Raw genomic sequence first — 26747 nt, forward strand, 5'->3', positions numbered from 1 at the left:
AATTGGTCAATGACCTGCAAGGTTTTTCGTATCAATTCAAATCGATCGGCACGCCAAAATAGAATTCAAGCACCTTGATCCTGAAAATATAGTCGTATTTGGTACGGACGACCTCGGCTTCGGCGTCTTCTACTCGGGACTGTGCCTGACTGAAATCAAAAGCGTTCATCAGACCCACATCGTAACGCTCTTTGGAATAGTCATAGGCCAAGCGTCTCGCATCGGCCGTCTTTTGAGCGGCATAATAGGCTTTTGAAAAACTTTTAACATCGACGTAAGCTTGGTTGATGTTTGTCTCCAGATCCAATTTGTCCTGCTCCAGCTGGACTTCCGCTTTTCGAACGTTGATTTGTGCCCGTTTCACATTGTTCCTTACACTGAAACCGTTGAAGATGGGAATGTTCAATTGGGCGCCGTAGGAGATTCCGTCGTTCAGCCAAAGTTGATTGCCAAAACTTTCGGCTTCCAACATCCCTGTAATATTGTTAAACCGTTCTTGATCGGAATAGCGGGTATTGTAATTGAAAAATGCACCTAAAGTGGGGTATTTTGCACCTTTGGCTATGGCAAGGTCTTTCACTGCCAAATCGATATAGGAATTTGATAATTTAATATCGTTCCGAAAGGTCAAGGCCTTGGCAAAAATTTCCTTGGCGGAATTGTTTAGAATATCAGATGGCGGCACCTCATAATCCGCTTCTGCCACGTGGAAGTTTTCATAATCGGTTATCTGTAACAATTGAGCCAAGTTGATTCGTGATATCAAGACTTGGTTCTCGGTATTTACGATCTGCTGCTCCAAATTCGCGGCAGTGGCCTCCACTTCCAACAAATCACCCTTAGGCACTACGCCCGCATTGACCAGTTCCGTGGTACGCTTCAGATCTTGACCGGTTATGGCGTACTGAGCCTGGAACACTATGAGGGTTTCTTTATTGGACAATATCTGTAAATAGGCATTGGCCACGCTAAGCCGGATATCGTCCTTTAAATCATCCAATCTGTATTGATTGGCGAGGGCATTCAATTTGGCCCGGTTCAGCCTATGGATGTTCCGAAGTCCGTCGAATAGTAGAACGGAAGATTGCAATCCCCCGTTGGCGGTAAAAATAGTGGTCGTAACCGGTTGATTGGTGATGGGGTCGAACGAGAGACCGGTATTCCCCGAAGCACTCAAAGAGGCATTGGCATCCGGCAGAAAAGCGCCCACGGCATCGGACCTATCGATCATTGCATTTTGCAGATCCAATTCATATTGCTCAATGGTCAGATTGTTTTCAACGGCATAGACCACGCATTCTTCCAACGTCCATTTTTTTTGCTGTGCCGTGATAGTGCTTATCGTGAACAACAGCAGTAAAGCGGTTAATTTAAAGTTCATTTTTTGATTGTTTTGATTGATGTCTTTTACTCTTCGTTAGAATCTACCTCCTCTTCTTCATCATCCCCTTTCTTGATGGGCTCCGTTTTGTTCCACACTTTTACCTTATCGGATTCTGTGAGTCCGGAAACAATTTCAACGTTCACCCCGTCGGAAATTCCGATTTCAATGTCCTTCCGAAGAAACTTTTGGTCTTCGACGGCACCGTCAGCAATTTCTACATAGGGCTTGTCCGTCTTTTTATCGAATTGCAGCAAGGCTTCGGGAATTACTAAAATGCTATCCTTCTTTTCGAGTACCAATGATGCGTTGGCACTATACCCCGCACGGATAAAAATATCGTCGTTGACCTCTACGTCGCCTTCGATCTTGAATTGTACCGCTCCGGTCTCCTCGATTCCCTTGGGTGCTATAAAACGGAGCTTGGCATCCAATTCCTTGCCTTCTACCGCACCGAGATTGATTTTTAAGGGTGTGCCCACTTTCAACTTGGCCACTTCGCCTTCATCGACCTTTCCTTCAAAAATCATATTGCTCAAATCAGCAATGGTGGCTATGGTAGTACCATCGTTGAAATTGTTGCTTTCGATGACCTGATCACCTTCCTCTACAGGAATTTCCAAAATGGTGCCGTCAACGGTCGCCCTGATATTGGTGTTCGCACTCGACGAACCACCTGCCGAACCTTCTCGGATAATTTGATAATCTGCCCTGGCATTCTCAATTTCCTGTTGCGCTTGATTGAACTGTAATTGTAAGGTGTTGAAATCCTGACTGGCTATAACCCCCTTATCGAACAACGTCTTGTTTCGATCATACTCGATTTTGGAGTTGTTCAAGGCCAATTCGGCATTTCTAACGCGGCCACGTGCCTGATTCAAGGCCTGCTCATTGGGCACTACCTTAATCATGGCAATCAAATCGCCCGATTTTACCTTATCGCCTTCTTCCTTATACATTTTTTGAATGATGCCCGAAATTTGTGGTTTGATCTCAATTTCATCTTCAGGAATCAATTTACCGGTAGCCACGGTTTTCTTTTCGATATTGGTAATAAAGGGATTCTGAACCTCGTATGTTACCGCTGACTTACTGTTGGATTTGATGAAGAATGCTGCGGCCCACAATGCGCCGAGCACTAAGACCCCAATGAGGATATATTTAACGATTTTGTTCATTTTGAAAAGTGTTTGTTGTTTATTGTTTAGGGTTGATGGTTACAGTAGTGCACTAATTTTTAATTTAAAATGGTGTTTTATGTGTTGATTTCAAAAATTGACATTTTTCAATTTTTGGATTTGTATTGTATTTGACTGGAGATTCACTCTTCTCGAAGCGCATCGATAGGTTTTATGCTCACGGCGCGCTGGGCGGGTATAAGTCCGATTAAGGTACCGAGCACCACCATTATGACCAAGGCCCCAAGAACGTAAGGAATGGGCACGGTCGGATTCGTATAGGGAAATTCAATGTCTTGTGTAAAGCTATCTATCATAGCCAAGGTCATCGCGCCTATTATGATTCCCATGATCCCTGCGATAACAGTCAAGAAAACAGATTCCAATATAATCTGGTTACGCACTTCGGCAGGGGTGGCCCCCAAGGCCCTTCGAACACCTAGTTCTTTCGTACGTTCCTTTACCGAAATCAATAAAATGTTTCCTATGCCGATCACTCCTGCTAAAATAGTTGCGATGCCAACAACGAGTGATAAAAAAGTGATGCCATCGGCAAACCCTACAATTTTATTGAACTGCTCACCTAGATTAAACGACCCAAAAGCACGGTCGTCAGCAGGATGAACATGGTGAATATTCTTTAAAAGATTTTTTATGTTTTCTTCAACTTTAATTACATCGGCATCATCATAGGCGGCAATAGAAAACCAGCCCACATTATCGCCTGTATTGTACAATTTTTTAAATGTGGAAAATGGAATAAAGATATCGCCGTCTCCACCGAATCCGCCGCTCTGTTCGAACTTGTGTACCCCGACGACCTGAAAATAGACTTCATCTATTTTTATAAATCCGCCTATGGGGTCTTCATCTTTGTCAAAAAGTTCCTTTTGGGTACGTTCACCGATTACGGCAACTTTTCTGGCTTGATCGATATCCTCGTCATTGATAAAACGTCCCCCGTCATATATTTTCTTTGGTGCAATTTTGGTAAACTGGGGGAAATCGCCAAATAGGGTATAGCTACCTGTTTTGTTTTTTCGCCCGATAGTGGCCGGTGGCGAACCGAAAAAACCCATTACATTTCGTGGCGCGATATACTCGACTTGAGGAATGCGATTCTCTATCATCGTAGCATCGCCTAATTTCAGTTGCATCTGCCTTCCGGTCTTGTAGCCTTCATATGGCATACTTGTACTTTGTGCCCAGACGAACATACTATTTTTCGCTATGGTCTCAAACATACTCTCAAACCCATTGTCCATTCCTTTGGCGGCGCCAGAAAGAGCTATGTAAATAAAAATGCCCCACAGAACGCCAATAACAGTGATAACAGTGCGCGTCTTGTTCTTGCTGATAGAACCGAAAATCTCCTGCCATGTATTTCTGTCAAATAAAAATTGCATATTATTCGTCTCTTAGTGCAACAATGGGTTTAATACGTGCCGCTTTTCTCGCCGGGATATACCCTGCAATACCTCCAAAAATTATCAGAAGAACGGTCGCAAAAACAGCCGTGCCCGTATCTATAAAAGGATTGGTAATGAAAAAATCCTTCAATTTTTCGCCCATCGAACTTAATATGGCAATTCCGATGAGCATGCCTACAAAACCGGAAACGGTCGTGATAAAAACGGACTCCAATAATATAGTGCCTATCACCGCTTTCGGGGTAGCACCCAAAGCCTTACGTATGCCCAATTCTTTGGTACGCTCTTTGACAACAAAAACCATAATGTTACTGATACCTATAATTCCGGCGATTATGGTACCGAAAGCCACAAAACTGACGATCATTTGCAACACCCTTGCAAACTGCTGATTCTGTTTCAGTTGATCGGCCACGTTGCGAATGAAAATCCCGTTTTGGTCTTGGGGACTTATATATTTCTTTTCCCGTAAGAACTCATCAACACCTTTATCGAAAGCCATAGCCCCTGCGTAGCCCAATTCAGGCTTAAAACCGAGCACGATGGCATCGATTTTATCGGTGTTTTTATCTAGAAGTTGTTTGGTGGTATACGGTATAAAAATGTTCCGCTCTTCTCGATCTCCGCCATCATCCTGAAAAACGCCTATGACCTTATAGGCAACGCCACCCACATCGATATATTTGCCCACGGAATTTTTTGTGCCAAAAAGGTCCTGTTCGACCAGCCTACCTATCACCGCGTTCTTGGTCTTGTTCTCGATATCGAGCTCGTTCAAATAGCGGCCCTTCATCATTATGGTCATCTCGGCAAACTGGTGGGAAGGTGCAACGGCCCAAGTAGAATAGCTGTTGGATTCATTTTTGTACTTGACCGTATCTTGGCGAATAATTCTTGGAGATATATAATCAAGATAAAAAGGAAAGTTTTTCTCGATATCGTCGAGATCACTGTTCTCGAATTCAATGTTCCTATTTGATTTATACCCCTTATATGGCATTGTAGTCCTTCCCGTAAAAACAAAAAGAACATTGGTCGCATCGTCACCAAAAAAGTCATCGAAGGTATTGATGAGTCCGTTGCCGAAGCCGAAAAGAACGACGAAAATTAGGATTCCCAGCGCCACGGTAAACCCAGACAAGAAAGTACGGAGCTTGTTTTTTTGTATGGTCTGGAAGATTTCCTTCCAATTGTCCCTGCTAAACATATTGCGATGCCCTTACCTGTTCCACAAACTTATCCTCCACGATGATACCATCCTTTAACTGCACGATACGCTTGCACATATGGGCGATATCCTCTTCATGGGTGACAATTAATATAGTGTTCCCGTCGTCGTTTATCTTTTGAATAAGATCCATCACTTCATACGATGTCGTACTATCCAACGCGCCCGTAGGCTCATCAGCGAGCAGCACCTTGGGTTCGGCTGCCATGGCACGGGCAATAGCTACACGCTGTTTTTGTCCACCGGATAACTCGTTGGGAAGATGCGTCGCCCATTCTTTGAGACCTACCTGAGTTAAATATTTTAGTGCCCTTTCTTCCCGTTCCTTTCTTGGGACTTTTTGATAGTATAACGGCAGAGCCACATTTTCCATGGCGTTTTTGTAATTGATAAGATTGAAGGACTGAAAAACGAAACCCAAAAACTTATTGCGGTAATTCGCGGCTTTTGTCTCGTTGAGATTTTTAATGGGAACACCATCTAAAGTGTACGACCCCTCATCCAGCTCATCCAACATGCCTAAAATATTCAATAACGTGGATTTCCCCGATCCGGATGATCCCATAATGGCCACAAGTTCGCCTTCGGCAATAGTAAAATTCAATCCTTTTAAAACGTGAAGGGTATTGGTTCCCATCTTATAGGATTTGTGAAGGTCTTTGATTTCGATCATGGTATCGCTGTTTGTGGTTCGCCGCTTTTACTAATCAGGCAATTAGACTGGTAAGTTCTTTAATTGTTACAAGTTACTCTCAAAATATTGTGTTAAAAATTCGTGAAGAGAGGCCGTGATTTATTTTTACGGATGGTATCTAAAATTTCTTGCCACCTTTCGATGTCGAACATGAAGCCGATGATTATTGAACCCGAAGGGGCTCATTGTTTGATGAATATGGCAGGGGTTACCACAAATGAAAAGACTGTTCAAACTAGAACTTGTTACATCTCAAGACCTTAAAAAAATGTTAAACTTCTTGAGCGGTTTTTGGCTTCATCTTTTTATAAACAAAATAGCCCAGTATGGCTATTGCGATGTAAGGTATGGCCATAAGATAGACAATCCCATTGTTTATGCCTTCGGCCGTCGAAGTATTGCCATTACTTTCAAGTACGGCCCGGCACATAGCGCATTGTGCTTCCATTACCTCTGGAAATAAGTAAAAAGTTATTCCTATTACAATTATTACACTCTTTTTCATCTAGAACTCATTTAGACTTTTTCTTTTACCTAATAATACCACATTTTGTAGCTATATTTCCTCATTTTTGAATACGGTAGCCCTGCTATGCTATTAAAAAATGACTTCATCTAGCTTCACAAGACCATATTCTCGGTTCTAAACAAGAAGTCTAAATGAGTTCATGCTCAAGTTACATAATATGGGAAAATCATCAAATAGACCACTACCCCAGAAATCGCCACATACAACCAAATGGGAAAGGTAATCTTGGCCCATTTTCGGTGACTTTTAAAATTCTTCAAATAGGCGAATGTGTACGTCTTAAGCACCAAGGGGATTATGACTATGGATAAAAAGATATGTGAAACCAAAATGAAAAAATATACATAACGAATGATCCCTTCCCCGCCGAAAGATGTAGAATCAGCAGTCATGTGGTACGCAATATACATCACCAAAAACAACACCGACAAACCTATGCAAGTCGTCATCAGATTTTGATGCAACCGGCGCTTGCCGTTCAGAATGGCCCAAAGGGCAATTATCAGAAGGAATGCTGTAAGTGCGTTTATGGACGCATACAGTGGTGGCAAAAAGCCTAATCGCTCTACATTCGGTATCTTGACGGTGAATAATAACGCGACCACGGCGGGGACCACTATCGACACCACGGTAATCAGGGTATTCAGCTTTTTTTCTTTTTTCGAATAAGGGTCCATTATTCTTCCAACAGTTTTTTGATATCCTTTTTTAAGATGGAAATCTGTTCTTTTTCGCCATGGTCGTTCTCTTCTTGCGCCTCTGTTATTGCTCCTCTATAATACACGATCGGATTACCGTAACTATCGGTTCTCGACCGGAGATACCCCTGTTTATCGACCAATGCGAACAATCCCGAATGCTCGAATCCGCCCGGTGCATCGGCATTTTCAGCAGCAAAAATATTGAAGCCTTCATTGGCCAACGTGTAGATTTCCTCTCTATCCCCTGTCATCAAATGCCAATCAAGATTCTTAATGCCATGCTTTTCTGCGTAGTTTTTCAGAACCTCGGGGGTATCAAACTTAGGCGTAATGGAAAAAGAGGCGATTCCGAAATCCTTCTTATCTTCAAATTCCTCTTGTAGATTTACCAAATTTTCGGTCATTATCGGGCATATTGACGGACATCTGGTAAAGAAAAACTCGACTACATACACCTTTCCGAGGTAATCTTTGTCCGTTATCAACAAACTATCTTGATCGACCAATTCAAAGGAAGGTACTCTTCGTTTTTCTCCTTCAAATGTTATATAAGACAATGTGCCGGTTTTACTGCTCACGTCCATCCTATCACTTTGTACAATGGTACCGCTCTTTATACGGTCAACGATTGTGGGTATTACAATAATGCCAAAGATTAAAATAATTAAAGATATCCAGATGTAGGTGTATTTTTTGTCCATAGCCGCTACTTAGCTTGATAAAATAGAAATCCAATAAACTTTCTATTGCTATTTTTACTGCGCATTACTTCTCTCGCACGGCATTGTTCTTTTTCAACGCCATTCGATATTCCGCCAATATTATCTTTACATCATCTACCATCTTATTGTTGAGCTCCGCCACGGAGGCGGTATTAAACCCGAATGTATTGCCCCCGTTTTCATCGTTCGTCCTACCTCGCAAATTCATATCCTTATCTATTATAAAAACATAGGGCGTGCCCAAATTATCGTTTAGGGCCAAATCGGTCTTTAATCCGGAAAAAAAGCGTTTTATGTCCGGTTTATCGGCATAGATAAAATACCATTTTTTGATATCGACCAGATGCCCCAGTTCACTTTTCAGTTCAGCTACTTTAAACTCGCTTCCCTTCGGAACGATCATTACAAATTGAAGATCGTCAAACTCGAAAAAGCGCTTATATATTTTTTGATTGAGATTAAAGGCGTTGCCTTTTTTTTGTTTGATGTCTTCCCCTAAGAATCCGAGGATGGTTATCTTGTTTTTTAAGGAAATCGTTTTATCCATATCGGCCACATCGCCAATGGACTCGGTAAGTACTGGGAGTTTTCCGAAATTTGTTACTCCCGAAGCAAAAAAGAGGTAGGCCACAATGGGCAAAACAAATAGCGTTACAAGTACAAACGTCTTTTTCATAGTTTGATTCAAAACCCAAAGATATAACAGAATCGATCAGTGAGAATACGGGAACTCATAACATTTTCATAACGGAGGCCTAATCAAATTTAGGGTAAGAATCAATAGACCTCGTCAAAAAGGGGCAAGGTGAATTTAAGCCTTCTATTTTGTGATTTTATCTGAAAAAAAACTGAAACCACAAATTAGCGATTCATTAAAAAAGACGGTTTTGAACCCGTCTTAGTATGCTGTTAAAATCCGAGTATCCCCTGAAAATCTGTTTAACTCGTTCTCAGTATTATTCAAAAAACTACACTCGATATCACTTAGTTTATCTTTAGAAATCCCAGGTAATGAAGCCATCTTTGTATACATTGTAGATGTAATCGGCCTCGAAAAGAAGAATAAATATCAAATAGGCTACAAGGAAAATCGGTGTCCACACCACCGCTCTGCGCAATGAACTTTTCTCATCGCGAAGGTGCATGAAATCCCATGCAATATAATAGGCTTTCACTAAGGTAAGAATAATAAATATCCAGTTAAGTGCCTTCATTCCCAAAATATAGGAATGGGTCAGGATTCGGGGTTTTGTGATACCCAAGGTCACCTCGATGGCAGTTACTACCGTCAAGAATATAAGTACCCCCCATATTTTTTGAACGTTGTTCTTGAAGTTCAAGGTCCCCCTGAAAATTGCCAGTTTATGTTCGTGTGCCATTTGATTAAATGGATTAATTATAGATTACAAATAAATTATACTAGATAGAAGAACGTAAATACGAATACCCACACCAGATCTACAAAGTGCCAGTAGAGTCCCACTTTTTCGACCATTTCATAATGGCCCCTTCTTTCGTAGGTACCAAGCACTACGTTGAAAAAGATAATAATATTAATCATGACCCCTGAAAAAACGTGGAAACCATGAAAACCGGTAATAAAGAAAAAGAAATCGGCAAATAGACGGCTACCATATTCATTATGAACTAAATTGGCCCCTTCGACCACTTCAACACCTTCCTTTATCTTTTCGAGGGACTGCTCGCGTGTCAACACGGTTTTATGGCCTTCCATTTCCCCTTCCTGTAAAATAGCTTCCGTACGGATTACAATATTGGGGTTGGCCATAAGACCTTCCTCTACCTCATTCATGGAAAAACTTGGCAAAAAAGATTCAGACTCGAACCATAAACCTTCCGGTTCATCATGTTCAACACGGACATCAGGAATGGTTTTCGCAAAATCAGCCAATGCAACACGTTCTCCAGTTTCTACATCGAGAAATTGCAAGATTCTACCACCTTTGGTCTCTACCGCACCGTGATCACCTTTTATAAAAGTAGCCCACTCCCAAGCTTGTGAACCTACGAAAATCGCACCTCCGATTATCGTAAGAAACATATACCATATCACGGCATTCTGCTTCATTTTATGTCCCGCATCAACGGCCAACACCATAGTTACCGAAGACATGATCAAAATAAACGTCATAAACGCCACATAAATCATGGGGTAGTTACCGTGAAAAAAAGGCACGTGTGTAAAGACCTCATCGGCTATCGGCCAAGTTTCGATAAACTTGAATCTCGAAAAACCATAGGCCGCCAAAAAACCGGAAAAGGTCAAGGCATCCGAAACCAGGAAAAACCACATCATCAATTTGCCATAACTGGCACCTAAAGGCCGATTACCTCCACCCCAGACGTTCTCTTCCGCCATTTCCGTTGTTACAGTAGTATCCATTTACTTAAAGTATGGTTAAAGTTTGCACAAAAATATAGTTTTCTTTTTTGAAACGAAAGCCGAATCTTTACGAAATACGCCTTTATTTACAATTGAATGCATTATTACCCCACGAAATACATAAAGCACAACAAATAAAGCCATAGAAAATCTAAAAAGTGCCAGAACGTAGCCCCTAGGGATAAACCCAAATAGTCTTGGGCGGCGTACTTTTTCTTGATTTGGTTATACAAAACGACCAATAAGGAAATGATACCCGCCACCACATGCACGATATGTACTGCAGCGATCAAGAAAACATACGATAGTTTAATGCTACTCGTTGGTCCGGTAAAATAATAGCCCTGTGCGACCATTTCAGAAAATCCACGGAATTGGAATATAATAAAGGCAATACCTAAGACCAAAGTTGCCCACAACCAATTGGTACACATATCCCGGTTATCTTCTTTGATAGCCTTCTTTGCCAAAACATAAGTAAGACTGCTCAATATGATAATCGCCGTACTTATATAAAAGGATTGCGGCAACTGCAGATCACTGGCCCAATCGTCGCGAGAGCTACTTACAATGTACGCGCTTGTCCACCCCGCAAAACCCATCACGAGGCTTACGATACCGAACCACAGCATCATTTTTTTTGCCCTTTCGTTCTTTTCTTTGTCCGTACTTTGTGTTAAATCCATTGCTTTGATTAGTAAACTAGTTAGTTAACGGGCCCATAAACTTATCAATAACATATACAATTTGCATCAAGGTAATGTAGCTTACGCTGGCCAGCATCAGTTTTCTTGCGGTGGTATTGTCGCGTTTTTCATACAGAAGGAAGGCAAATACGAGCATGACCATACCCATGCCAAAAATTAGGATGGCCGCAGGGATAGAAAGCTGTAATCTTCCGGTAATCCCGAAAACGGGAATAATCGAAATGACGAGCATCCAAATGGTATACATAATAATCTGTACTGCCGTGCCTTTATCTCTTTTCCCCGTAGGCAGCATTTTGAATCCGCCTTTTTTATAATCTTTGTGCAACATCCAACCCAAGGCCCAGAAATGGGGGAACTGCCAGAAAAATTGAATCATAAAAAGGGTGCCGGCCTCAATTCCGAAATCACCGGTTGCCGCTACCCAACCCAGCATAAAGGGAATCGCGCCGGGAAATGCACCCACAAATACCGCTAAAGGAGTCTTCGTCTTCAAGGGAGTGTAAACACTTGTGTATAAAAAAATGGAAATCGCCCCGAACATGGCCGTTTTGGGATTGAGTATATACAACGCAATGACACCTAAAGCAGTCAAAGTAATGGCAATACCCATGGCTTTGTTGACGGACATACGACCAGCAGGAATCGGCCGGTTCTTGGTCCGGTTCATCAAGGCATCGAGATCTTTTTCGATGACTTGGTTGTAGGCATTGGATGCCCCTACCATACAATACCCGCCGAAAGCCAAAAGGAGTATGGAAACAAAATCAATTTGGTAGGCCCCGAGAAAATAACCGGCAATGGAAGAAAAGACCACGCTTACGGCCAGCCTAGCCTTGGTGATTTCTTTAAAATCGGCAAAAGCCAATGTCCAAGTAGCGCTTTTTGCCGTGTTGACCGCAGTCTTCATACACCTTCTTTTCGGAGTGCAAAGATAGGGAGTAGGGTTATTTTCTGCAACGGAAGATGACTATTTATATCAGGTTGAACGAGAACTGTAGGCAGCGGTCGGTAGGCAAGCAATAGGCAATAGGCGGCAGGCAATAAGCGGCAGGCAATAGGCAATAGGCAATACGCAATACGCAAAATAAAAAATCCCGCAATTCGAACGAACGCGGGATTTTAAGGTATTACAATGTTTTTCTACTGAAGCTTAAATGTTATCGGAATACTAAAAGGTACCCTTACGGCCCTACCCCTTTGCTTTCCAGGGGTCATCTTTGGAAGTTTGCCGATAATTCTAGCAGCCTCTGCTTCTAAATTTTTATCTGGCCCTCTCATCCTTACATTTCCGATGCTACCATCTTTTTGTATGGTAAACATTACAGATACCCGACCTTGCACGCCCATTTCTTGAGCGATTTCTGGATAACGGAAGTTTTTGCTGATGTGTTTTTGCATCATTTCCTGAAAACAGGCTCTTTTGTCCGATTCACTTTCACAACCAGGAAAAATAGGTACATCTTCAATGACCGCGAAAGGTACATCGACATCCTCGACCTCTTCCTCGACTTCGACATCTTCCACCTCGATAATTTCTTCATCTTGACTGGTCTCGGTAGACTCGATAATGGTTTCCTCAACTTCCTCCTCATCTTCGACCACCTCTATCACTTCTGGAGCGGCAGGGGGCGGTGGGGGCGGTGGGGTTTTAATCTGCTCGGTCATCGGCACCTCTTCATCGAGGGCATCGTCAACATTCATCGAGATATCGTAATTGTTGACCTCATCGTAGGTTTTCCATTCGAAGGCGGCATACACCACAGCCATTGTGACGGCAAGGCCTATTACAAAATACAGTCCGCTACTTCGGCCTACATCTGATTTCGGATTCTTTTTGGGTTCCATATCCTTTACATTTTAGTGTTTGCTAATTTAATTAAATAATCTCTTAAAAAGCAATTAATTTTTCCATTTTAATCCTTTCGGCCTAGAAAAGAGCCAATTCATTGCCAATACGCCCATAATTGCCCCACAACTATTTGCCAGCGCATCTAAAGGGTCGCCCTGCCTATCAAGTGTAAAACTGTACTGTAAAACCTCAATTATTATACCAAAGATTATCGCTCCTAACGCCACAAATATCAAGGTTCTCACTAATGAGGATTTGCCATGGGTAGTTTCACGGATAAAAAATGTTCCCAAAACCGCAGCACCGAAATAGAAGCAAAAATGCACTACCTTATCAAAGTTGGGAATGTTGATTCCGGGCATATCATCATCAGGAAAAGTGGATAGGCTGGCCCAGGTTACAAAAGCCATCCAACCGAAAAAGGCGATGGCAAACTTTCGTGTCTTAAGCACCTACTACCTCTTTGTATTCCGCCGCCGATAACAATCCATCGACCTCCGAGATGTCGCTGATCTTTATCTTTACCATCCACCCTTCGCCATAAGGATCGGAGTTGACTTTTTCAGGAGCATCTTCCAAGGCTTCGTTGAATTCGATAATCTCGCCGCTTAGCGGAAGAAAGAGGTCGGATACGGTCTTAACGGCTTCAACGGTTCCAAAAATAGCGTCTTTTTCCAAAGTCTCGTCAAGGGTTTCGACTTCGACATAAACGATATCTCCTAGCTCGCCCTGTGCAAAATCGGTAATACCTACAGTTGCGATCTCGCCGTCAAGCTGAATCCACTCGTGGTCTTTGGTGTATTTTAAATCGGATGGGATGTTCATGCGTTTTTTTTTGTGAGAGAGCAAATGTAAATGATTCCGATTCGATTTTCAAGGAAAATGTATAATCTTGGCAGTGAAATGAGAGGAGCCGGAAAAATATTAAAACTTGGAGCAATGTCAAACGCGACGCAGCAATCTGTTGAACTTACTGCAAAGTTGAACAGATTATCGCGTCGTCATCAGATTTGTCGACAGTTGTGAAATTTCATAGTGTGACTTCGAGGTGGGTTCGACAGATTGTCGCGCTTTGGTTGCCAGCGGCAGCTAAGCTCGCAATTAATTGCCAAAGTTATACCTCAGTGTAAACCCAGCATTGATCGTGGTTTGCGGAAAGGCCGTGGATACGGCAAATTGAGAGAAAGAGTGGTCGTAGAAGAACAGGGCGTTCAACTGCTTGGTCAGGGCGTAGTCGGCGGTAAACTTGATGGATAATAAATTTTGCCCCGAAGTAATCTGGTTGTTTTCGATATCAAGGTTTCTGATGATGGTGATATTGTCACGTAGGGTGACGTCGGCCTTCAGGTTTAGGTCCCCTTTTAAGCGGGTCTTATTGCCGCCGATATTGGTCACGAACTTGACATCCTTAAAGCGATAGCCCATGCCTAGCGTATATTCCTTTCCGTTGATCTCGGTCATGAGGTTGTTGTCGAAACTCAGGGCCAAGGCACGGTTCGATCGCATTTCGGCCAAAATACTGACGGAATTCTTCATCTCAAAATCGACCCGCATCAGCGGGTTGAACTCGTCGGTCAGTACCACGTTGTTCAAGATCAGATCGGACATCAAATCGCCAGTCTCGGGATCCGTGGTCGACAAGCCATCGTTCTGCAATTGCGTTTTTTCCAAATTGGTCTGGAAGGAATTGATGCTGTAGGCGGCGCGATACCCGTGACTTACTGAAAAGCGTTGGAATTGTTTCTTGAACCACTTATTGCGCATCAGGCCGGTGTACTTGATGTTCCAATTGGGTATGGGTATCTGCCGGAAGACATCCAAGTTTACCCGCTCCGCATTTTGACCTGTATACGCGGCGAAAAAGGCTGGCAATAGCACATCTTGTTGGGTCTTTCCGTAAAGCTGAGGAAAGCCATCTTCATCCAAGGTGCCGGGAGATTGCCCCCTATCGGACACCAATCTATTCGCAACGGTAATCCGGTTTTGCTTGAACTGTTCAAAATTATCGGAGGTGAATTCATCGCTTTTCCCGAAAACGGTACCGATCATCATCGTCGAAATACTGAAATTGCCGTAGTCATTGCCGAGCTGAACAGTATAGGTATTGTCTTCGGCAATGCTGAAACTCTCTTGATAGCTGTTCGAAAACTGCCTATCCGCAGTCAGATCGATGGTCAGATCTTGAATCGGTAAGGCCGTAGCGGTAATATTCAATTGCTTGTTGGTGTTTTCGATATACTGCTCGTTGAACTCATCGAAACTGGTCAACCAACCTTTACGGGCCGCATCGAATCGTACGTCGGCCTGGCTTCCGAAAACAAAGCCCAACGAAGGTCGCAACGAACCGACAAATCCGACGGATTGGGTATAGCCCGGTAGCACCTTTCCGTTGGTCTCGTTGTAATTTACATTGACGCGTTTGATCATGGTCAAAATATCGACTGCGGTGTTAAAAAGGCCACTGGATTTCTTTTGGATTTTTTCGGCGTCCTCGTTAGGGTTTCCGGCTTTGTCACTTCGAACCGGGGCGCCATCCTGTCCGCCACCCTTTCGTTTTTTGAGCCCGATCAGGTTATAGAACTTGTCCATGGTCAGGTTGGCCGTCAGGTTATGGGTGCTGGCGTTCTGCACGGTATTGATATCTTGTTGGGCGACTTCCCGTAGCGCATCCCCGCCGCGCTGCCAGTCGAAATTACTGGTATAGCTGTACTGGGCATTGATGAAATCCAACACGGGTATTTTACTAAAAGGGATTTCGTAGTTCAGTTCCAGTTGCTGGGCATGTCGGTTGGGTTCGCCCAGATCCCAGAAGCCGTCCCATAGTCCTAAAGTCTCGTCGATCCGTTGCCGCTCGATGCCTTCTTCATCCGTAAAATCCTCAAAATAATTCCGTACGATATGGTTATTACTTGCGGTAAGATTGAGGCGTAATGATTTGGTCAAGGCATAATTCACCGCATACTGCCAATTGAACAGGTAATTGCGCTGTCGTAGGGTCGGGAGATCCAACTTATCGACCCCTTCTTCGACCACGTCACGAAAACGCTGTTGGTTGAATTGCCTATCGAAATTGGAGTTTACCGATACCGTGGTCGGCAGCAGGCTCAAGTTCAATTCTTTTAACCATTGCCAGTAAGCGCCGGTAAACAGGGAATCGTTTTTGGCAAAAGGTGCTACTTCCAAGGGCTTGAACGCATGGTTGTAGACAAAACCGGTCTTCAAATCTTTATCTTGTAAAGCGGCAATCTCAAAATCACGGTGGTTGATCTCATTATAGGAATAATTAAAGGTAAAGTTCTCGATATCGTAGAAATTGGCATCGGCCTCTTCGCCCCTATCCTTACGGACGCCGATAAAATTGACGCTTGTTCGTTTGGTATAATCCTCGGCCTGCTCCTTAATCGCGTCGGGGTCTTGGGTGCTATCGGGATTTTCGGCAGCGGATATCCGATCATTAAGTTTAAGGTCATCATATACCGGATCGAATTCGGGGGTAATTATTTGTTCGGATATTCCATAATTAAACGGAATCTGGATGTTCCATTTCGGAGGAAGCAACTGTCCGACATTGACATTGGTGACCAAATCATAGGATATCGCATCTTCCCGGGCTCTTTCGTTCGGCATCTGGTCGATGGCCCCAAAACCGGAAGTACTGGTACTACCCGTTGCGGAAATATCGGCGAAATCCGCAATATTGGCATCTACGGCAGCAATGGCGGCCCATCCGCCCTCGTTATCAAGGCCGGCCAAACGCAGCTCGTTGAACCAGACCTCGCCCCTTACAGGTAGATTGGCGGCATTCTTCATACCGACCATCATACTACGGATGCTTCCCAAAGAGGGATTTCCCTTAATTCCGATCCGCAACATTCCGGGCGTGCGGGGCGCGAACTCATCAACGGCAACCACCTCTCCATCCAGAACTTCGAAATAGCGGATTTCACTGAGGTCATCCCCGGCAATCCAAACGGATTTAACCTTGTTCAAATCGGCCAAAATGATTTCCATCTGGTTGTTTTCAGGCCAAATCGCAGTTTCCGACCTTGCATTGAAAGGCGTAAACTCCAAAGGTAGTTCCAGCTGGTAGAAATTCTGGGAAAAGTCGGTGCCTATCCTTAGAAAACCGACGATTGGATTTTCGATATTGTAGATATCGCTTTCCAAGGTTTTTTCGGCGTGAATGAACATCTTGAGTTTTTTGTACTGCCGTAGATCAATGTCCAAGTTTTTGAACACCCCGCGGGAATCTTGGGGTTCCAAGTTCTCGACGACTAGCGAAAGTGATTGTTCGTTCTGCTGTATGATGGTATTGTTGTTGTTCAACTGTTCGCGGCGTACGCCCGGCGGTAGCACATAGGGAATCGGGCTGCGGTTCTCGTTCTCTTGGACGTTCACGGCATTAACATCCAAGGTGGTACCGTCGTCACCTGGGTTGGGATCATCTTCATCAAGGGACTTTACATACGTACGCCAATCGCCCCGCACCAAATCCAACGTAGCGAAACGGAGCAAAACGTCACTATTGAAACCGGTCATATACATACGCAGGGTACTGATGGAACGAAAGTCGGTGATGCCTCCAACCGCATTCGTAAAATCGCTTAGCGGAATCTTATATTGTATCCAACGGGTACGCACCGTGCTGCCATTGGGGATACGATTTCCTGAAAGCACTAAGGAATCCCGTACATCGGTTACATATTTATCGTTGACCGTAGTATTCGGTTTTATGGGGATGCGATACTCATAATAGCTATTGACCGTGTTCATGGTCAGGTCTCGATCGATATCCTCGACATCGGGCAGGGTCGTCGACCCTCTGCTATTGTCGTTGAGTTGCACCGGGGAATTGCCCTGAGGATTGTTAAAGTTCAGGTAGCGCTCCAAAACGCCACCATCTCTCTGTAAAAAATATTCGTAGTTGTCCAACGCCGGATCCTGACCGTTTTCGGTACCGTAGATAGCGCTCTCCGCAGCATCATCGAGTCCATCGAAACCAAGATCTTGTTGCGCGCGGCTGTTTTCATCGACATCGAAGGCATACACCAAGGCCTGTGTGGCAGGAACCACGCCCCAGATAGGATCTGCAGGTTTCGTGCTGCCCTGGCCGTTGACCGGCAATCCGTTTTCATATTGTTTTAGACCGTCGGCCAAGATATCCTCGGAAACGTTCCCCAAGTTGAATACCAGTTCACCGGGACCTGTCGCCGAACCTTCCAAATATGGGTCCATCACCCAGAACTGTACGAATTCTACGTTCGCCTGCTCGAAGTTGGTGCTGCTCAATGAGCGCATGATCCCCGCCCATCTTTGGTTACCGGTCGCGGCGTTAAAATTGGTATTGGCATTATACGGTCCTTTTAAATTGGGATAATAGGCCAGATCGAGCGTCGTCTGCTGGCGGGTCTGCCCCTGTGCTACCTCGACCTTGGGAAATACCTCGTCTATGAATATCCTTCGGGCGGCGTTGGTGGAAATATCGTTGTCGCTGATGCTGGAGGGTCTTTGGTTGGTATAAAAAACGGGGTCAATGGTATACCAAGCCAATTTAGCCCTTTGGAAGCCCGTCTCAAGGCCTTTTTGATTGGGACTATCCAAAAACTCGAGCGGGGTGCTGGCCATGGCCCATCCCAAGGAAGATCGGATATCGATCAGGGCCTGTGCCCCTTCGAAATCGTCTAAATAGGTGGTCGTTTCCCCTTGGAAATCCGCATTTTTAGGGGAACCGGGTTCTAAAAAGGCCACCTCGCCTCGAACGGATAGATTCGAAGGCACATCGGTATCGATATTGGGCAGCTTGTTGACCATTCGGGTCAGAAAGGGCACTTCCGTCGAGTAGTTTCCGTTCATTCCGAAAACCGTATTGTTCACGGGTTCTACCCCGAAATTCGACTTTTGGGTCAGCGGGCGTTCGTTCAGATTCAAGAGCGTTGCGCCGAGCACAAAGTTCTTGTTGAACTGATGCTCGACATTTACCCCTGTAAACCGCCGCGTCTGCTGTCCGAAAACGGCGTTGTTCTCTACAGATATATTGATAGGCGTGTTGGAAGCTTCCAAACTGGGATCTAGAATCTGCACTGTACCGGCCTGATAATTGACGGTGTAGTCGATACCTTCCTGCAATTGCCGACCACCTGCCGTTACGCGTACCGAACCCCTCGGCACATTAAAGGCCCCGATAGGAATACCGTTGCTTCCTTCGGATTTATATCTTCCCTTTAGTAGAAACTTGTTCTTTTCAGGATCCTGCAAAGCGGCCGATTTGGTGAGCTCGTACATGTCACGGAAAACATATTTTACCTGATTGTCGTTATAGCCCTGTCCGTCATCCACATTATAATCCCCACCACCGAGACGGTCAAAGAGATATTCGCCAAAAGGCTCGACCTTCGTGAAAATAATCTGTCCGTTCTGGGTATCGACGGTAATTCCCGGAATAAAATCAAAAAAACCGTCCCCGCCGGGCTGAACATCGTTGTAGGCATTCAATCTATCGAAGTTGAAAACTTCTAAAAGTATGCGCTCTTCCAAGGGTTTACCGCCGTCAAGTTGTTGGGGAAAGGCCGTTACCGGAGTAATATAGTTTCGGGGGGTCGGATTGCTATAGAGAATGTTCATCTTAAAATCTTCTTGACTCAACCGAAACGCGCCCGTGGCATAAATGTTTTTCATCATCAAATCCCAGATCGGATCTGAAACATTGGTGATGTTACTTTTCAGGAGTTTTAGAACGAGCGTATTGTTATTGATGATAGGGTTGTCCAAGGCACCCCCCGTAACGGTGGTGGCATCGACACCGCCGTTGGCAAATTCCCCCACCTGATAGACCTTGCCGTTATAGGTATATTGAAAGGCAACGGCCAGCACCTCGTCGTTGCTCAAACGTTGGTTCAGGGAAATATAGCCCAATTGGGAATTAAAGGTAAAGTCCCTAGACTGCTCCAGTTTGCGGGCGTTTTCCAAATAGGCATAATCGAAGCCTTGGTTGGGCTGATATCCGGGGATGCTAAAACCTTGTTCAATGGTAGATACGTCACGGATACTTTGGGTAAGTACGCCCCCTTGCCCGATAGCAGTGGGATTATAACCGTTGGCATTATTTCTTGGCAGGGCGTTCGGCTGCCCGGTATTGGCGGTGAAGAAGCCGGCGGGGGCATTAGTAGCGATTCTAGTTCGGTTTTCCCCAGCGGCAATTAACGGGTCATATTCCCCCAAATCCTGTATCCCTACCACATTACGCACGTTCAGCGTCTGCTGGCTGCGGTTGGTGACCCAAACTTCGAGACGGGTTATCTGTACCTGACTTCGGATGTAAGGGTAGTTGATCAGGGCATCGTCATAATTGTCCCTAAAATACTGGGCGAGAAAAAAGTGCTTGTCCTCATCATAATCCAAAGCCGTCACCGAAAAATCGTTGATGGTACCACCACCTTGCGCCACGACTGAATTGCTCTGGGATTGTTGTTCAGAAAAAACCGCCGTTACCTTGGTCTTACCGAACTGCAACTGTGTTTTTACCCCGAAAAGACTCTGCGCCCCGGTGATCAGCGAACTGTTCAACGGCATGTTAACGTTACCGACCTCGATGGATTGAATGATATCGTCTTCGGTGGGCGTATAGTCCAATTTCACGATATTCTGAAAATCGAAGGTCGCCTCGGTATCGTAATTAGCATTCACCTGCAGGCGTTCCCCGATTTTGCCCAACATGCTCAGGCTGATACGCTGATCAAAATCGAAGGAAGTATTGGTGCGATTTCTTGGGGATAGCGCGGGGTTGTCGTTTTTCTGCCAAATAACCCCCAAATCCATGGCTACCGAACCCTGTGGAATCACTTCAATGGCATTGCCGCCAAAAATGGATTGGAACCAGTCTTTGTTCACATAGAAATTGGGAAGCAGATTTTTTCGAGCTTCTTCGCTGCCTTCCTTTTTCCCGGAATAGGCATCCGATTTTTCCTTGAAATAGCCTTTGATTCCTTCTTGGCGCACCAGTTCATAATACTGTTCGGGGGTAAGAATGATAGGATATCCAATATCGAAATCGCCCACTTTTTCGGAGTAGACGTACATATCGAGCTTTTCGTCGTAGTTGTATTTGGAAACGATGCTCTCGGGATTGTTCATCTGGAGCCTGCCCAATGAAAAACCGGTCTTTACGGAGTCGACCTGCTGTTCGCCCCCTTCCTCCCCCTCCGTCTCCTGGGCCAGGGAAACCCCGGTCATCATAACGAAAAATAGGAATAGATAAGCGTACTTAAACGAAGATTTAAGAAATAGTTTGGCCCCTGTTTTCAAACTCGTTACAAATTTTTGAGCGCGAGTTTAATGATATTCTCCACGCTTAACGAAGAATCTTGACGGAGTACTTTGTCCACTACTTTTTCGGCAGATCGTCGAGCAAAGCCAAGAACTTCTAATGCTGATAACGCTTCTTCTTTATTTGTATTGTTCGCAGAGGTAGAAACTTCGTCAATATCGTAGACTTTAAGAATTTTGTCGCGCAGGTCTAAAATCACACGTTGCGCCGTTTTGGTGCCGATACCTTTTATGGACTGAATCGTGGCGGCATCGCCACTGGCAATCGCATCACGGATCTGCGCCGGGGAAAGTGAGGAAAGCATGGTACGTGCCGTACTCGATCCGATACCCGAAACCGACAATAACAACCGAAAAATTTCACGTTCCGATTTTTCCGCGAATCCGAACAGTGTATGCGAATCCTCCTTGACCTGCAAATGAGTGAAAATGCTGATGTTTTCGCTATCGGTAAGTTTGGAAAAGGTGTGCAACGAAATATTTACGAAATAGCCTACTCCAGCGCATTCGACGATGATATGGGTGGGATTTTTTTCTACAAGTTTGCCTTTCAGGTGATGGATCATGGTTAGGATGTTTGTTTTGAACGTAATTGCGAAGAGCCTGTTGTATCGTTTGAAGGTATTGCAATCTCAAAGAGGACACGGCCATCTGTTGAAGCCACTATTTTGCCCCACTACCCTTTGCCTTCTTCCGTTTCTCCCGTTCCTGTGCATCGATTACGGCTACGGCTGCCATATTGACCATTTCATCTACACTCGCCCCCAGTTGCACTACATGAACCGATTTACTGAGGCCCAACATGATGGGGCCAATGGAATCTGAGCCATTGAGTTCCTTCAACAGCTTATAGGTAATGTTCGCCGATTCAAGATTAGGGAAAATCAGGGTGTTCACTTTTTTTCCGGCCAATTTTGAAAAGGGGAACTGTCGCTGTAACATTTCTTTGTTTAGGGCGAAATCCATCTGGATTTCGCCATCGGCTACCAATTCCGGATGGGCCCGGTGCAATAACTGAACGGCATCCCGTACCTTTTCGGCATCCGGATGGGAAGAAGACCCAAAATTCGCGTATGACAATAGAGCCAAAACCGGATCAAAACCAAAAGCCCTGGCCAAATTCGCGGTCATCTGGGCGATTTTAGCAATATCTTCGGCATTGGGATCAATATTGATCGAAGTATCCGCCAAGAACAAGGGCCCCCGATCGGTAATCATAATATTTACCGTAGCCACTTTCTTGACCCCAGAGGCCCTTCCTATAACCTCAAAAATAGGCTTTACCACTGTCGGATAGGCTCTTGAATAGCCTGATATCATTCCATCCGCGTCTCCCTCCAAAACCATCATGGCACCGAAATAATTGCGTTCTCGCATTTTAATTCTCGCACTATACAGCGTAGAACCCTTGCGCTGGCGCAGGTTTGAGTAGGTCTTTGCATAATGGTCGCGCTTATCGGCGAAGGCATCGTCGCTGGGGTCGACAATTTCTATATCGGCATCAAATTCCAACTCCTTTTTCAATTCGGATATAATATCTTTATTACCCAAAAGAATGGGAACGGCAATGCCCTCTTCGTGAACGATTTGGGCGGCCTTCAACACATCGAGATGGTCGGCCTCGGCAAATACAATTTTCTTGATATTGCTTTTTGCACGGCTGTGCAACAGGCGTACTACCTTATTATCATTGCCTGATCGCTGCATCAGTTCTTCTTTGTACTTCTCCCAGTCGTGGATAGGATTTTTGGCCACACCGCTTTCCATCGCCGCCTTGGCAACGGCAGGCGGAATCTCCGAAATCAACCGATGGTCAAAGGGTTTGGGGATGATATATTCCCGCCCGAAAGTCAGTCGGGTCTCCCCATACGCAATATTTACCTGCTCTGGTACGGACTGCTTGGCCAAATTGGCCAATGCTTTAACCGCGGCCATTTTCATTTCTTCATTGATAGAAGTCGCTCTGACATCAAGGGCACCACGAAAAATAAAAGGGAAACCAAGTACATTGTTTACCTGGTTAGGATGGTCGGATCGGCCGGTCGCCATGATGACATCCTTGCGCGTTTTCATGGCCAGCCCGTAATCGATTTCGGGATCCGGATTGGCCATAGCGAACACAATCGGGCTTTCTGCCATGGAGCTTAACATGGCCGGCGTAAAGATATCGGCAATAGACAAGCCGATAAAGACATCGGCATTGGCGATGGCCTCATCCAACGTATCAATTTTTCGGTCCGTCGCAAATTCAGCTTTTGCTTCTGACAGGTTGGCGGCATCCTTTCGAATGACGCCCTTGCTATCCAGCATCACAATATTCTCGGCTTTCGCACCGAACGCTTTATACAATTTGGTACAGGAAACCGCCGCCGCGCCTGCGCCGCTGATAACGATGCGCACTTCTTCGATTTTTTTATCGGCAATCTCCAAGGCGTTCAATAAGGCCGCTGACGAAATTATGGCGGTGCCATGCTGGTCGTCGTGCATTACGGGAATATCGAGTTCCTCTTTCAATCTTCGTTCGATCTCGAAAGCTTCCGGGGCTTTTATGTCCTCTAAATTAATGCCCCCGAACGTTGGGGCGATCATCTTAACGGTCTGTACAAATTCATCGACATCTTCGGTGTCCACTTCTATATCGATTCCGTCGATATCGGCAAATATTTTAAAGAGGAGTCCCTTGCCTTCCATCACTGGTTTGGATGCCTCAGGCCCGATGTTGCCCAGTCCCAGTACGGCGGTTCCATTTGAAATAATGGCAACCAAATTACCTTTGGAGGTGTATTTGTAGACATTGTCCTTATCCTTGGCAATTTCTAGGCAAGGTTCAGCAACGCCTGGGGAATAGGCCAAAGCCAGATCTCGCTGGGTGGCGTAGGGTTTTGTGGGTACGATCTTGATTTTACCCGGTTGGGGCTTGGCGTGGTAGACTAGTGCCTCCCGGCGTTGTTTCTGTTTGCTCATGGTGTTCAGGTATTGGGTTCAAAAAACAAATTTAGGGGAAAAGGGGGAAGTGTCAAGATTTAAAGTTAAAAGTTAGGGCGTTAATTAATAATAGCGGTAAAAGTAAAAAGGAAGGCAGATTATTTGTTTAAAACCCGCTAAACCATCTGCACTGTTTTACTAACACAGTAGTATTCTTTGTAAGTTTGGACCTTCTACCCACAGCGACCATTACCCGCAAATTTGCCAATACATTAATTATACCATACAGGCCACTTTTATCATTTTGTAGGTCAACAAAAATCTAGGAAGCTTATTCTACGACGGCAACTTCCTTCTTGGCCTCGGCGACATTCAATCGTAACGCCAGAACCGCGGCGATGATAAAGAAAATACCTCCGAAAAGTATGGCGTTCACCGCATTGTTGTCCAAAAAATAATCATATATAAATCCGAATGTCAGCGTTTCTACGCCCATGGGAATCACGATCATCATATTCAGAATACCCATATAGACCCCACGCCGGTCTTGGGGTACAATTTTGGACACCATAGTATAGGGAATGCCCATCATGGCCGCCCAGCCAATACCGAACAAAACCATCGGGGCCAATACCATCACGGGATCATCAATATACGGTATAATTAACAAGGCCAAACCCGTTCCGAACAGGCTGGCCGCATATATTTTTTTTCCACCGAACTTTAGGGTAAGAGGCACCAGCATCAGGGCTACCACAATCGTCGCCACATTATAGGTGGTACTCATTTTGGCCGATTGTGCCGCAGCGGTCGATAAGTCAAAGCCCATAGTGGTCATGAACAAAGGCGTGACGTACTGCCAATACACGAAAAGGGCATACCATTGAAAAAGATAGACCCCGGCGAGCTTCCACATAAAGGAAGGCATATCTTTGACCGCACTTGAAATTTCGATAAAAGGCATCTTGAACCGTTCGCAAAAAGACAAGGCCCTATGCTTGTTGATCTTGGCCATTTCTTCGTCTGTAGGAGGAATCTCCGGCGTTGTCAATACGGAATATAAAATCGTAACCACCGAGAGAACGGCCCCTATAAAAAAAGAATAATACAGCCATGTCGGTATAGTTCCCGCCACATCTGCCGAACTATCGCCACCGAACCAGTCTTGGAACAAAAAAATGGATGCATTGGCCAATACGATGCCCGCCCCCACAAAAAGGCTTTGCATCTGAAAGCCTAAACTCAGCTGTTTTTCGGGCAGTTTGTCACCTACAAAGGCCCTGTAGGGTTCCATGGCCATGTTGTTGCCGACATCGAGTATCCAAAGTAGGCCCACTGCAAACCATAAAGCGGGACTCTGCGGAAAAGCAAAAAGACATAAGCTGCCAATCATGGCCCCAATCAGGAAAAAAGGCTTTCTCCTACCCCATTTCAGCGACCAAGTCTTATCGGAAATGGCACCGATGATCGGCTGGATGATCAAGCCGGTAATCGGACCGGCAATGTTCAGAATGGGAAGCATATCTTCGGCGGCCCCTAAGAAAAGAAAAATAGGATTTATCGCGGTCTGCTGCAATCCGAAACTGAACTGTATGCCAAGAAAGCCCACATTCATATTGAAAATCTGCCAAAAGCTTAAACTTGGTTTGCTAAATTTCATTGGTAAACAGTTTGGTAAGAACCTAATTTGTTCTCGAATATAGGATTTTAAATGGTTGGATACGGGAAAGTTATTTCAAAAACTCAATATTCCGCGTCAATCCCGAAAACTTGGTTCGCTTGACGGCAGACTTTTGAAAAACTTTCCTAAAAACATCTTCGGTAATCTCTTCCCAATCTTTTTTTGAGAATTCCAAAAGTTCGGGATGCGGGTTAAATAAAGGTTCGGCATGTGGTTTTGAGAAGCGGTTCCAAGGGCAAACGTCTTGACATATATCGCAACCGAACGCCCAATCGTCAAATTTTCCTTGAAATTCTTCGGGAATTTCATTCTTCAGTTCAATAGTAAAATAGGAGATACATTTGCTGCCATCGACTACGTAAGGTTCTGTAATCGCTTGTGTCGGACAAGCGTCGATGCAGGCCGTACAAGTACCACAATGGTCGGTTACGGGCGTGTCGTATTCCAAATCAAGATCGACTATGAGTTCGGCGATAAAGTAGAACGAACCTACCTGTTGCGTGAGCAGATTACTGTGCTTGCCGATCCAGCCGAGTCCGCTTTTAGCGGCCCAGGCCTTGTCCAGCACAGGCGCGGAATCTACAAAGGCCCTACCGCTGACTTCACCAATTTCTTCCGAAATAAACTCTTGTAACTGTCTTAATTTGGATTTTATGACGTGGTGGTAATCGTGCCCATAAGCGTATTTGGATATTTTATAGGTATCCTCCCGTTGGGTTTCGTCGGGATAGTAATTAAGCAGTAAAGAAATGACCGACTTGGCCCCGTCGACCAGCAATCTGGGATCTAAACGTTTGTCGAAATGGTTTTCCATATAGCCCATTTCGCCGTTCATGTTCTTGTTGAGCCATTTTTCGAGCCTGGGGGCTTCCTTCTCTAAAAACTCGGCTTTGGAAATACCACATGACAAAAAACCGAGGCGCTTGGCTTCGGTCTTTATCATATCGGTATGTTTTTGCTTTCTGTTCAAAGTTTTATTTGATCTTCTCGAAA

21 protein-coding genes are annotated in these 26747 nt (G+C 44.8%); all 21 read right to left on the bottom strand.

Going from position 1 to position 26747, the window contains the following annotated elements:
- Positions 1-31 precede the first annotated feature (31 nt).
- Positions 32-1381 (bottom strand): TolC family protein, encoded by a 1350-nt coding sequence (locus tag BLT07_RS06945; RefSeq protein ID WP_091867116.1) that lies wholly within the window; start codon positions 1379-1381, stop codon positions 32-34.
- 26 nt (positions 1382-1407) lie between these two features.
- Positions 1408-2559 (bottom strand): efflux RND transporter periplasmic adaptor subunit, encoded by a 1152-nt coding sequence (locus BLT07_RS06950; protein WP_091867118.1) that lies wholly within the window; start codon positions 2557-2559, stop codon positions 1408-1410.
- A 143-nt stretch (positions 2560-2702) separates the two neighbouring features.
- The gene (locus tag BLT07_RS06955; RefSeq protein WP_091867120.1) at positions 2703-3965 is read right to left on the bottom strand and encodes an ABC transporter permease; all 1263 of its coding nucleotides are present in this window, start codon (positions 3963-3965) and stop codon (positions 2703-2705) included.
- A 1-nt stretch (position 3966) separates the two neighbouring features.
- Positions 3967-5196 (bottom strand): ABC transporter permease, encoded by a 1230-nt coding sequence (locus BLT07_RS06960; RefSeq protein ID WP_091867122.1) that lies wholly within the window; start codon positions 5194-5196, stop codon positions 3967-3969.
- Positions 5189-5890, bottom strand: a complete 702-nt coding sequence (locus tag BLT07_RS06965) for an ABC transporter ATP-binding protein (RefSeq protein WP_091867124.1) — start codon at positions 5888-5890, stop codon at positions 5189-5191. Before BLT07_RS06965 ends, BLT07_RS06960 begins: the two co-directional genes overlap by 8 nt.
- A gap of 292 nt (positions 5891-6182) precedes the next feature.
- A complete protein-coding gene (locus BLT07_RS06970) occupies positions 6183-6416 on the bottom strand; it encodes a hypothetical protein (protein WP_091867128.1) in 234 nt (77 codons plus the stop codon).
- Positions 6417-6583: 167 nt separating this feature from the next.
- Complete coding sequence (locus BLT07_RS06975; protein ID WP_091867130.1) at positions 6584-7117, bottom strand: DUF420 domain-containing protein; 534 nt, start codon at positions 7115-7117, stop codon at positions 6584-6586.
- Positions 7117-7842 carry an SCO family protein gene (locus BLT07_RS06980; protein ID WP_091867131.1) on the bottom strand — a complete coding sequence of 242 codons (726 nt, stop codon included), beginning with the start codon at positions 7840-7842 and terminating at the stop codon, positions 7117-7119. Before BLT07_RS06980 ends, BLT07_RS06975 begins: the two co-directional genes overlap by 1 nt.
- Positions 7843-7906: 64 nt before the next feature.
- On the bottom strand, positions 7907-8539 hold the full coding sequence (locus BLT07_RS06985; protein ID WP_091867133.1) for a hypothetical protein: 633 nt from the start codon (positions 8537-8539) through the stop codon (positions 7907-7909).
- 319 nt (positions 8540-8858) lie between these two features.
- Positions 8859-9242 carry a cytochrome C oxidase subunit IV family protein gene (locus tag BLT07_RS06990; protein WP_091867135.1) on the bottom strand — a complete coding sequence of 128 codons (384 nt, stop codon included), beginning with the start codon at positions 9240-9242 and terminating at the stop codon, positions 8859-8861.
- Between the two features lie 35 nt (positions 9243-9277).
- Complete coding sequence (locus BLT07_RS06995) at positions 9278-10267, bottom strand: cytochrome c oxidase subunit 3 (RefSeq protein ID WP_091867137.1); 990 nt, start codon at positions 10265-10267, stop codon at positions 9278-9280.
- Positions 10268-10371: 104 nt separating this feature from the next.
- On the bottom strand, positions 10372-10953 hold the full coding sequence (locus BLT07_RS07000) for a cytochrome c oxidase subunit 3 (RefSeq protein ID WP_091867139.1): 582 nt from the start codon (positions 10951-10953) through the stop codon (positions 10372-10374).
- Between the two features lie 16 nt (positions 10954-10969).
- Complete coding sequence (gene cyoE / locus BLT07_RS07005; protein ID WP_091867141.1) at positions 10970-11884, bottom strand: heme o synthase; 915 nt, start codon at positions 11882-11884, stop codon at positions 10970-10972.
- A gap of 233 nt (positions 11885-12117) precedes the next feature.
- A complete protein-coding gene (locus tag BLT07_RS07010) occupies positions 12118-12822 on the bottom strand; it encodes an energy transducer TonB (RefSeq protein ID WP_091867143.1) in 705 nt (234 codons plus the stop codon).
- Positions 12823-12876: 54 nt separating this feature from the next.
- On the bottom strand, positions 12877-13278 hold the full coding sequence (locus BLT07_RS07015; protein ID WP_091867145.1) for a VanZ family protein: 402 nt from the start codon (positions 13276-13278) through the stop codon (positions 12877-12879).
- Positions 13271-13651, bottom strand: a complete 381-nt coding sequence (gene gcvH / locus BLT07_RS07020) for a glycine cleavage system protein GcvH (protein ID WP_091867147.1) — start codon at positions 13649-13651, stop codon at positions 13271-13273. The genes BLT07_RS07015 and gcvH overlap by 8 nt, the downstream gene beginning before the upstream one ends.
- A gap of 276 nt (positions 13652-13927) precedes the next feature.
- Positions 13928-21127 carry a T9SS outer membrane translocon Sov/SprA gene (gene sov, locus BLT07_RS07025; RefSeq protein WP_091867149.1) on the bottom strand — a complete coding sequence of 2400 codons (7200 nt, stop codon included), beginning with the start codon at positions 21125-21127 and terminating at the stop codon, positions 13928-13930.
- A 5-nt stretch (positions 21128-21132) separates the two neighbouring features.
- A complete protein-coding gene (gene ruvA / locus BLT07_RS07030; protein ID WP_091867151.1) occupies positions 21133-21714 on the bottom strand; it encodes a Holliday junction branch migration protein RuvA in 582 nt (193 codons plus the stop codon).
- Between the two features lie 97 nt (positions 21715-21811).
- On the bottom strand, positions 21812-24112 hold the full coding sequence (locus BLT07_RS07035) for an NADP-dependent malic enzyme (RefSeq protein ID WP_091867153.1): 2301 nt from the start codon (positions 24110-24112) through the stop codon (positions 21812-21814).
- Positions 24113-24404: 292 nt separating this feature from the next.
- Complete coding sequence (locus BLT07_RS07040) at positions 24405-25733, bottom strand: MFS transporter (protein ID WP_091867155.1); 1329 nt, start codon at positions 25731-25733, stop codon at positions 24405-24407.
- Between the two features lie 70 nt (positions 25734-25803).
- Entirely contained in the window at positions 25804-26724 is a 921-nt protein-coding gene (gene queG, locus BLT07_RS07045) for a tRNA epoxyqueuosine(34) reductase QueG (protein ID WP_091867157.1), read from the bottom strand.
- Between the last annotated feature and the right edge of the window lie 23 nt (positions 26725-26747).

The organism is Pricia antarctica, assembly GCF_900101815.1.
Lineage (GTDB): Bacteria > Bacteroidota > Bacteroidia > Flavobacteriales > Flavobacteriaceae > Pricia > Pricia antarctica.

Bases quoted from the DNA above. Each gene is read 5' to 3' on its own strand.
- BLT07_RS07000 (WP_091867139.1), bottom strand. From the start codon at position 10,953: ATGGATTTAACACAAAGTACGGACAAAGAAAAGAACGAAAGGGCAAAA.
- BLT07_RS06970 (WP_091867128.1), bottom strand. From the start codon at position 6,416: ATGAAAAAGAGTGTAATAATTGTAATAGGAATAACTTTTTACTTATTT.
- BLT07_RS06980 (WP_091867131.1), bottom strand. From the start codon at position 7,842: ATGGACAAAAAATACACCTACATCTGGATATCTTTAATTATTTTAATC.
- BLT07_RS06955 (WP_091867120.1), bottom strand. From the start codon at position 3,965: ATGCAATTTTTATTTGACAGAAATACATGGCAGGAGATTTTCGGTTCT.
- BLT07_RS07035 (WP_091867153.1), bottom strand. From the start codon at position 24,112: ATGAGCAAACAGAAACAACGCCGGGAGGCACTAGTCTACCACGCCAAG.
- BLT07_RS07010 (WP_091867143.1), bottom strand. From the start codon at position 12,822: ATGGAACCCAAAAAGAATCCGAAATCAGATGTAGGCCGAAGTAGCGGA.
- BLT07_RS06965 (WP_091867124.1), bottom strand. From the start codon at position 5,890: ATGATCGAAATCAAAGACCTTCACAAATCCTATAAGATGGGAACCAAT.
- BLT07_RS06995 (WP_091867137.1), bottom strand. From the start codon at position 10,267: ATGGATACTACTGTAACAACGGAAATGGCGGAAGAGAACGTCTGGGGT.
- BLT07_RS06985 (WP_091867133.1), bottom strand. From the start codon at position 8,539: ATGAAAAAGACGTTTGTACTTGTAACGCTATTTGTTTTGCCCATTGTG.
- gcvH (WP_091867147.1), bottom strand. From the start codon at position 13,651: ATGAACATCCCATCCGATTTAAAATACACCAAAGACCACGAGTGGATT.
- BLT07_RS06950 (WP_091867118.1), bottom strand. From the start codon at position 2,559: ATGAACAAAATCGTTAAATATATCCTCATTGGGGTCTTAGTGCTCGGC.
- cyoE (WP_091867141.1), bottom strand. From the start codon at position 11,884: ATGAAGACTGCGGTCAACACGGCAAAAAGCGCTACTTGGACATTGGCT.
- ruvA (WP_091867151.1), bottom strand. From the start codon at position 21,714: ATGATCCATCACCTGAAAGGCAAACTTGTAGAAAAAAATCCCACCCAT.
- BLT07_RS06990 (WP_091867135.1), bottom strand. From the start codon at position 9,242: ATGGCACACGAACATAAACTGGCAATTTTCAGGGGGACCTTGAACTTC.
- BLT07_RS06945 (WP_091867116.1), bottom strand. From the start codon at position 1,381: ATGAACTTTAAATTAACCGCTTTACTGCTGTTGTTCACGATAAGCACT.
- BLT07_RS07040 (WP_091867155.1), bottom strand. From the start codon at position 25,733: ATGAAATTTAGCAAACCAAGTTTAAGCTTTTGGCAGATTTTCAATATG.
- BLT07_RS06975 (WP_091867130.1), bottom strand. From the start codon at position 7,117: ATGGACCCTTATTCGAAAAAAGAAAAAAAGCTGAATACCCTGATTACC.
- BLT07_RS06960 (WP_091867122.1), bottom strand. From the start codon at position 5,196: ATGTTTAGCAGGGACAATTGGAAGGAAATCTTCCAGACCATACAAAAA.